Origin of the sequence: Hymenobacter sp. (genome assembly GCF_031398885.1) — a bacterium.
Lineage (GTDB): Bacteria > Bacteroidota > Bacteroidia > Cytophagales > Hymenobacteraceae > Hymenobacter.
Map to the genome: position 1 here is coordinate 1 of NZ_JANNOD010000077.1, position 7143 is coordinate 7143.

The 7143-nt window shown below is 59.6% G+C and carries 3 protein-coding genes and 1 pseudogene; all 4 read left to right on the forward strand.

The window, feature by feature from the left end:
* Positions 1–174 (forward strand): annotated as a pseudogene (locus RMO51_RS15255) (transposase); the annotation flags it as partial.
* Positions 175–308: 134 nt separating this feature from the next.
* Positions 309–1811 carry a glycine--tRNA ligase gene (locus RMO51_RS15260; protein ID WP_310396007.1) on the forward strand — a complete coding sequence of 501 codons (1503 nt, stop codon included), beginning with the start codon at positions 309–311 and terminating at the stop codon, positions 1809–1811.
* 265 nt (positions 1812–2076) lie between these two features.
* Positions 2077–4512 carry an MMPL family transporter gene (locus RMO51_RS15265; protein ID WP_310396008.1) on the forward strand — a complete coding sequence of 812 codons (2436 nt, stop codon included), beginning with the start codon at positions 2077–2079 and terminating at the stop codon, positions 4510–4512.
* 155 nt (positions 4513–4667) lie between these two features.
* A partial coding sequence (gene ileS / locus RMO51_RS15270) for an isoleucine--tRNA ligase (RefSeq protein WP_310396010.1) occupies positions 4668–7143 on the forward strand: 2476 nt, incomplete at its 3' end.

Here is a 7143-nt window from a genome sequence, read left to right on the forward strand (position 1 = left end):
CTGACGCGCGCGGTGGCCGCGGTGTTCGGCGATAGCCGCCGCGCCGCCAGCATCACTCATGGCATGCGCGCGATGCTCGCGCAGCGGCTGTATGGGCTGTGTTGCGGCTGGGAAGACGTGAGCGACCACAACGTGCTGCGCCGGGACTTGGCGCTGCAAACGCTCGCGTGCCGCCACTAACTCTCTTTAACGATTGTGATTACTGCGGCATGCGAGATGCTTCGGCTCCGCTCAGCATGACGTTCTGTGATTTTGCGCCTTCTACGCGCAGGTTTTAGCTTCTGCCGCCCCGGCCTACTTTTGCGGGCATGAACCCAGCACTCGAAACCACCCAGCTCAAGGACATCGTGGCCCACGCCAAGGAATACGGCTTCGTATTTCAGTCCTCCGAAATCTACGACGGCCTGGCCGCCGTGTACGACTACGGCCCCAACGGCGTGGAGCTGAAAAACAACCTCAAGCGCCTGTGGTGGGAGGCCATGACCCAGCTGCACGACAACGTGGTGGGCCTCGACGCGGCCATTTTCATGGACCCGCGCACCTGGGAGGCCAGCGGCCACATTGCTGGCTTCAACGACCCGCTGATTGACAACCTCGACAGCAAGAAGCGCTACCGCGCCGACGTGCTGCTGGAGGAACGAGCCGCCGAGTACGAAAACGCCGGCGACCCTGCCCGCGGCGCCGCCCTCACCGCCGAGATGGGCCGCCTGCTCACGGCCAACGACCTGGCCGGCGTGCGCCAGCTCATCCTGGACGAGAAAATCGTCTGCCCCGTGTCGAAGACCGGCAACTGGACCGAGGTGCGCCAGTTCAACCTCATGTTCTCGACCCAGGGCTCGGCCGTGGACTCGGACGCGCCGCCCGTGTACCTGCGCCCCGAAACGGCCCAGGGCATTTTCGTGAACTTCCTGAATGTGCAGAAGTCGGCCCGCATGAAGGTGCCCTTCGGCATTGCCCAAATCGGCAAAGCCTTTCGGAATGAGATTGTGGCCCGACAGTTCATCTTTCGGATGCGGGAGTTTGAGCAGATGGAAATGCAGTTCTTCGTGCGCCCCGGCACCGAAGACCAGTGGTACCAGACGTGGAAAGCTGCTCGCCGGAGCTTCCATGAAGCACTAGGCTTGCCCGCTGCTAAGTTGAGATTCCACGACCATGATAAGTTGGCTTTCTATGCTAAAGCTGCTGTGGACATTGAGTATGAGTTTCCATTTGGCTTTAAAGAAATTGAGGGCATTCACTCTCGTACTGATTACGACCTGACCCAGCACCAGAACCTGAGCCGCAAAAAGCAGCAGTACTTCGACGCTGACATCGACCCCGCCACCGGCAAGGCTTACGGCAACTACGTGCCCTTCGTGGTGGAAACCTCGGTGGGCGCCGACCGCCTGTTCCTGGCCACGATGTGCAACGCCTTCACCGAGGAAACCATCACGGAAGGGGAGGGCGAGGCCCAGCAAACCAAAACCCGTACCGTGCTGAAGTTGCATCCGGCCGTGGCGCCCATCAAAGCCGCCATCTTCCCGCTCGTCCGCAAAGACGGTATGCCCGAAAAGGCCCAGGAAATATTTGATGAGCTGAAATACGACTTCCGCCTGGTGCTGGAGGAGCGCGACGCCATCGGCAAGCGCTATACCCGCCAGGACCTCATCGGCACGCCCTTCTGCATCGTGGTCGACGGCCAGACGATGGAAGACGACACCGTGACCGTGCGCCACCGCGACTCCCGCGAGCAAACCCGCATGCCGATTGCCGAGCTGCGCGCTTACATCGGCGAGGCCGTCAGCTTCCGGCGGGTGTTCGAGAAGCTGTAGGAACGGCGCGACTGAGGCAACCTCACGAGACCCCTACGGGGCCGGCCCCTCTCCCGCGGAGAGGGGTGCCAGACGGGCGGTATCCTGTAGCCGAAAATTAGCCGAAAGTTGCCCGAATAATGTGCATAAGCCCCAGCCCTGCTCAGAGCTGGGGCCTTTTTGACTTTCCGAAGAAACTCGTCAGGCACCCCTCTCCGCGGGAGAGGGGCCGGGGGTGAGGTTACCCCGCCTGCCCCTAACGTAACTTTGCCTTTTTGCAAGTTTTATGTGGGCCAGTCTCGCCTTGTTTATCATCCGGTTTCGCCTCTCGCTCATTGCGGTGCTGGCCGTCATCACCGTATTCATGGCCTGGAAAGCCAAGGACGTGGAGATGACCTACGACTTCGCCCAGGTGGTGAGCCCGCAGGACCCGGAGATGGTGTATTTCCAGCAGTTCAAAAGCACGTTTGGGGAAGATGCCAACGTGCTGGTGCTGGGCCTGCAGGACAGCGCCGTGTACCGGCTGGGCAACTTCAACGAGCTGCGCACCCTCACCGACACGCTGGCCAAAGTGGAGGGCGTGAACGGCGTGCTGAGCGTGACCAAGCTGCTGGCCATCCGCAAGGACACGGCCACCAACCAGTTCCGGGCCGAACCCATTTTCAAGACCTTCCCGCGCACCCAGCGGGAGCTGGACAGCCTCATGCGCGAAGTGAACCGCGTCGAATTCTACAAGGGCCAGCTCATCAGCCCCGTCACCGGGGCCACGCTGCTGGCCCTGACCATGGACTCGAAGTACCTCAACTCGTCGCGCCGACAGGCCGTGATGAAGGAGATATTGGGCTTCTCCAAGGCGTTTGAGAAGAAGACGGGCATCCGGCTGCACTACGCCGGCCTGCCCTACGTGCGCTACACGATGACGAGCAAGGTGGGCTCGGAAATGACGTTTTTCACCCTGCTGGCCATGCTGGTGACGGGCGTGACGCTGCTGGCGTTTTTTCGGACCTGGGCCGCCGTGGTGTTTCCGCTGCTGGTGGTGGGCGTGACGGCGGTATGGGCCATTGGGTCCATCGTGCTGCTGGGCTACAAAATCAACCTGCTTACGGGCCTGATTCCGAGTTTAATTATCGTCATCGGCATTCCGAACTGCACCTACCTGCTCTCGCGCTACCACTACGACTACCGCAAATCGGGCAACCAGATGCTGGCCATGACGCGGGTTATCCGCAAAATTGGCCTCGTTACGCTGATGAACAACACGACCACGGCCGTCGGCTTTTTCGTGTTTTGCTTCACCGATATTGCCATCCTGTTCCAGTTCGGGCTGGTGGCCACGGTCAACATCTTCGTGGCCTTCGTCATCAGCTTCCTGCTGATTCCGGCCGTGTTCACCTACCTGCCGCCGCCCACGCCCAAGCAGCTGGAGCACCTCGACGCCCGGCCGCTGACCAAGCTGCTGGAGTTTTTCGACCACCTTGTGCTCAACCGCCGCCCCACGGTGTACGTGCTGACGCTGGTGCTGGTGGCGGGCGCCTTCTTCGGCATCCGGCGCATAGAGTCGGTGTCGTTCATGGTGGACGACCTGCCCAAGAACAGTTCGGTGAATTCGGATTTGAGCTTTTTTGAGCGCCACTTCAACGGGGTGATGCCGCTGGAATTCGTGGTGGACACCCACAAGAAAAAGGGCCTGCTCAGGCTCAAAAACCTGGAGAAAATCAATCAGTTCGAGAATTTCCTGCGCACCCAGCCGGAGGTAACGGCCCCCATCAGCATCGTCACCTTCCTCAAAGCCACCACCCAGGCCTACTACAACGGCGACCCGCAGTTCTTCCGGCTGCCCGATAACTCGGAGAAAAACTTCATCCTCAGTAGCCTGGCCAATTCCAAGGGCAGTGGCGCGGGCATGGACAGCAAGCTGCTCCGCTCCTTCGTGGACAGCACCGGCCAGCAGGCCCGCATCAGCCTCAAGATTGCCGACATCGGCTCGCGCAACCTGGACACGCTGATGAACGGCAAAATCCTGCCCGAGATGCGCCGCATTTTCAACGGCACGGGCATGGACGTGCGGCCCACCGGCACCACCATCCTGTTCACGCAGGGCAATGAATACATCATCAATACGCTGCGCGACAGCCTGTTCCTGGCCTTTGGGCTGGTGGGGCTGGTGGTGCTCATCCTGTTCCGCTCGGCCCGCACGGTGCTGTTTGCCCTCGTTCCCAACGCCGTGACGCTGGTGCTCACGGCCGGCATCATGGGCTACTTCAACATCCCGCTCAAGCCCGGCACGGCGCTCATCTTCGTCATTGCCCTGGGTATTGACGGGGACAATTCCATTCACCTGCTGGCCAAGTTCCGCCAGGAAATGGCCCTCAACGGCCAGCGCGTGCGCGAAGCCGTATCCGTGACGCTGAGCGAGGCGGGCACCAGCATGATTTACACCAGCATCGTGCTGTTCGTGGGCTTCAGCATTTTCGCCTTCAGCGAGTTCGGCGGCACCAAGGCGCTGGGCCTGCTTATGTCAGCCTCGCTGCTGATTACGAATTTTTCCAACCTGATTTTGTTGCCTTGCCTATTGGTCACCTTCGAGCATGGCAAGGGTAACTTCATCAGCGACGACGCGCTGATACGGCACTATGACGAATCGTACCACGAAGAAGACGACGATTTGGAACTGAACCTGGATAAGATGACGGTGCAGCGCCGCGGCGAGTCAGGTCACTAAGCTGTTTGCACGGTTAAATTAAGAACGTCATGCAGCGCGCAGCGAAGCATATTGCCCGCTTCGCTGCTACGGCATTGATTACCTCCCCCAGGCAAGATGCTTCGCTGCGCGCTGCATGACGGCCGATTGAGAAGAGACGATTGAATAAGTCACACATGAAATACCCCGAATTTAAGCAGCCGCTCAACTACGGCCAGCTCGGCGAGGACATCCTCGCCTGGTGGAAGGAGCACGGTATCTTCGAGAAGAGCGTGAGCAGCCGCGAAGGCCAGCCCACGTTCGTGTTTTACGAAGGCCCGCCCTCGGCCAACGGCGCGCCCGGCATTCACCACGTGATGGCGCGCACGGTGAAGGACATCTTCTGCCGCTACCAGACGCTGCTGGGCAAGCAGGTGCCCCGCAAAGGCGGCTGGGATACCCACGGCCTGCCCATTGAGCTGCAGGTGGAAAAGGAGCTGGGCATCACGAAGGAGGACATCGGCAAGAAAATCAGCATCGCTGAATACAACCAGCGCTGCAAGGAAACCGTCATGCGCTTCAAGGCGCAGTGGGACGACCTGACCGAGAAAATGGGCTACTGGGTCGACCTCGACGACCCCTATGTGACCTTCGAGCTGGAGTACATCGAAAGCTGCTGGGCGCTGCTCAAGAAGCTTTACGACAAAGGCTTGCTTTACAAGGGCTACACCATTCAGCCGTACTCGCCGGCGGCTGGCACTGGCCTCAGCTCGCACGAACTGAACCAGCCCGGCACCTACCGCGACGTGAAAGACACGACCGTGGTGGCGCAGTTCAAAGTTTCTCAGGGCGGTGATTCTCTTTTCTCTGGAGAACCAGAAGCTGTTGCTTCCGCAGAGCCAGAGAATACATCCATTCTGGCTTGGACGACCACACCTTGGACTCTTCCTGCCAATACAGGTCTAGCAGTTGGCAAGAATATCAAATACTTTCTGATTCAAACATATAACCAGTATACGTTTGAGCGTGAAAACGTAGTTCTTGCTGCTCAAAGAGTCTCCTCATACTTTGATACTGAGAATGAGTATGGTTGGTCGGCAAGTCAAGACATGAACATGTCTAAATTGCCTCACAACAGTGAAGCAGTTAGGGTATTGTTAAATGGGACTGATAGAGCTATTCTACCAAAAAATCTCACTAGTGACCAGAAGAAAGGGCTAGTTTCAAAAGGGAAAATATCTTATTGGAGCACTCTAGGCGAATTCATAGGCGCTGACCTCATCGACATCAAATACGAACGCCTGTTCGATTTCACGCCTTTTGAAGGCGAGGAACGGGCTTTCCGCGTCATCAACGGCGACTTCGTGACTACCGAAGACGGTACCGGCATCGTGCACATCTCGCCCACGTTTGGGGCCGACGACTTCCGGGCCGCGCAGCTGGCGGACATCCCGGCGCTGATGGTGCCGGATGCGGAAGGCACGCTCGGCCCCATCGTGGACCGGACGGGCCGCTACGTGCCCCAAATGGGCGAGTTTGCGGGCCGCTGGGTAAAGAACTACGACGGGCACGACGAAACCGGCGCCGACTACAAGACGCTGGACGAGAGCATCGTTATCAAGATGAAGGGCGACGGCACGGCCTTCAAAGTGGAAAAGTACGAGCACACCTACCCGCACTGCTGGCGCACCGACAAGCCCGTGCTCTACTACCCGCTCGACTCCTGGTTCATCAAGACCACGGCGGTGAAGGACCGGCTCATCGAGCTCAACAAAACCATTAACTGGAAGCCCGAAAGCACCGGCACCGGCCGCTTCGGCAACTGGCTCGAAAACCTGGTGGACTGGAACCTCAGCCGCTCGCGCTACTGGGGCACGCCGCTGCCCATCTGGCGCACCCAGGACGGCACCGAGGAAATCTGCATCGGCAGCATCGCCGAGCTGAAGGCGGAGATTGACAAGGCCGTGGCGGCGGAGGTGATGACGCACAACCCGTACGCCTCAACCCCCCGGCCCCCTTCTCCTTCAGAGAAGGGGGTGCCTGACAATTCCATCACTCTGTCTATGGGCACCCCCTTCTCTGATGGATACGGGGGCCGGGGGGTTGAGGCTAAAATCGACTTGCACCGCCCGTACGTTGATGAAATATTTTTGGTATCGCCCAGCGGCCAGCCCATGTACCGCGAGGCCGACCTCATCGACGTGTGGTTCGACTCCGGCGCCATGCCCTACGCGCAGTGGCATTACCCCCTCGAAAACGCCGAGAAATTCCAGAAAAACTTCCCCGCCGATTTCATTGCCGAAGGCGTGGACCAAACCCGCGGCTGGTTCTTCACCCTGCACGCCCTGGCCGTGATGCTGGAGGATTCCGTGGCTTTCAAAAACGTGATGGCCAACGGCTTGGTGCTCGCCAAGGACGGCCAGAAGATGAGCAAGCGCCTCGGCAACGCCGTGGACCCGTTTGCCACCATCAAGCAGTTCGGCCCCGATGCCACCCGCTGGTACCTCATCGCCAACGCGCCGCCGTGGGACAACCTCAAGTTCGACCCCGCCGGCGTGACCGAGGTGCAGCGCCGCTTCTTCGGCACGCTGTTCAACACGTACTCTTTTTTCGCCCTCTACGCGAACCTGGACGAGTTCCGAACCCGCGAATTCGACCGCGTTTCGCTCTCGG

Coding starts and splice junctions, on each gene's coding strand:
- RMO51_RS15260 (WP_310396007.1), top strand. CDS start 309: ATGAACCCAGCACTCGAAACCACCCAGCTCAAGGACATCGTGGCCCAC.
- RMO51_RS15265 (WP_310396008.1), top strand. CDS start 2,077: ATGTGGGCCAGTCTCGCCTTGTTTATCATCCGGTTTCGCCTCTCGCTC.